Source organism: Streptomyces sp. NPDC102406, from assembly GCF_044765725.1.
GTDB lineage: Bacteria > Actinomycetota > Actinomycetes > Streptomycetales > Streptomycetaceae > Streptomyces.
Genome location: NZ_JBIWKP010000020.1, coordinates 1,911 through 3,294, shown reverse-complemented (window position 1 = coordinate 3,294; position 1,384 = coordinate 1,911). Strand labels below are relative to the sequence as shown.

At 57.1% G+C, this 1,384-nt stretch carries 1 rRNA gene (running past one end of the window); it reads left to right on the top strand.

What is annotated here, in order from left to right:
• Window positions 1-49: 49 nt before the first annotated feature.
• A 23S ribosomal RNA gene (locus ACIRF8_RS36300) occupies window positions 50-1,384 on the top strand (it continues 1,887 nt past the right edge of the window).

The following is a 1,384-nucleotide window of genomic DNA, read 5'->3' as shown; positions in this document are numbered from 1 at the left end:
GGGTGGTTGGTCGTTGTTTGAGAACTGCACAGTGGACGCGAGCATCTGTGGCCAAGTTTTTAAGGGCGCACGGTGGATGCCTTGGCACCAGGAACCGATGAAGGACGTGGGAGGCCACGATAGTCCCCGGGGAGTCGTCAACCAGGCTTTGATCCGGGGGTTTCCGAATGGGGAAACCCGGCAGTCGTCATGGGCTGTCACCCGCTGCTGAACACATAGGCAGTGTGGAGGGAACGCGGGGAAGTGAAACATCTCAGTACCCGCAGGAAGAGAAAACAACCGTGATTCCGGGAGTAGTGGCGAGCGAAACTGGATGAGGCCAAACCGTATACGTGTGAGACCCGGCAGGGGTTGCGTATGCGGGGTTGTGGGATCTCTTTGTCACAGTCTGCCGGCTGTGAGACGAGTCAGAAACCGTTGATGTAGGCGAAGGACATGCGAAAGGTCCGGCGTAGAGGGTAAGACCCCCGTAGTCGAAACATCAGCGGCTCGTTTAAGAGACACCCAAGTAGCACGGGGCCCGAGAAATCCCGTGTGAATCTGGCGGGACCACCCGTTAAGCCTAAATATTCCCTGGTGACCGATAGCGGATAGTACCGTGAGGGAATGGTGAAAAGTACCGCGGGAGCGGAGTGAAATAGTACCTGAAACCGTGTGCCTACAAGCCGTGGGAGCGTCGCTGTATGTGCTTGCACATGCAGTCGTGACTGCGTGCCTTTTGAAGAATGAGCCTGCGAGTTTGCGGTGTGTTGCGAGGTTAACCCGTGTGGGGAAGCCGTAGCGAAAGCGAGTCCGAATAGGGCGGTTTAGTAGCGCGCTCAAGACCCGAAGCGGAGTGATCTAGCCATGGGCAGGTTGAAGCGGAGGTAAGACTTCGTGGAGGACCGAACCCACCAGGGTTGAAAACCTGGGGGATGACCTGTGGTTAGGGGTGAAAGGCCAATCAAACTCCGTGATAGCTGGTTCTCCCCGAAATGCATTTAGGTGCAGCGTCGTGTGTTTCTTGCCGGAGGTAGAGCACTGGATAGGCGATGGGCCCTACCGGGTTACTGACCTTAGCCAAACTCCGAATGCCGGTAAGTGAGAGCGCGGCAGTGAGACTGTGGGGGATAAGCTCCATGGTCGAGAGGGAAACAGCCCAGAGCATCGACTAAGGCCCCTAAGCGTACGCTAAGTGGGAAAGGATGTGGAGTCGCACAGACAACCAGGAGGTTGGCTTAGAAGCAGCCACCCTTGAAAGAGTGCGTAATAGCTCACTGGTCTAGTGATTCCGCGCCGACAATGTAGCGGGGCTCAAGCGTACCGCCGAAGTCGTGTCATTGCAGCAATACGCCCAACGGCGGCTGTGATGGGTAGGGGAGCGTCGTGTGCCGGGTGAAGCTGC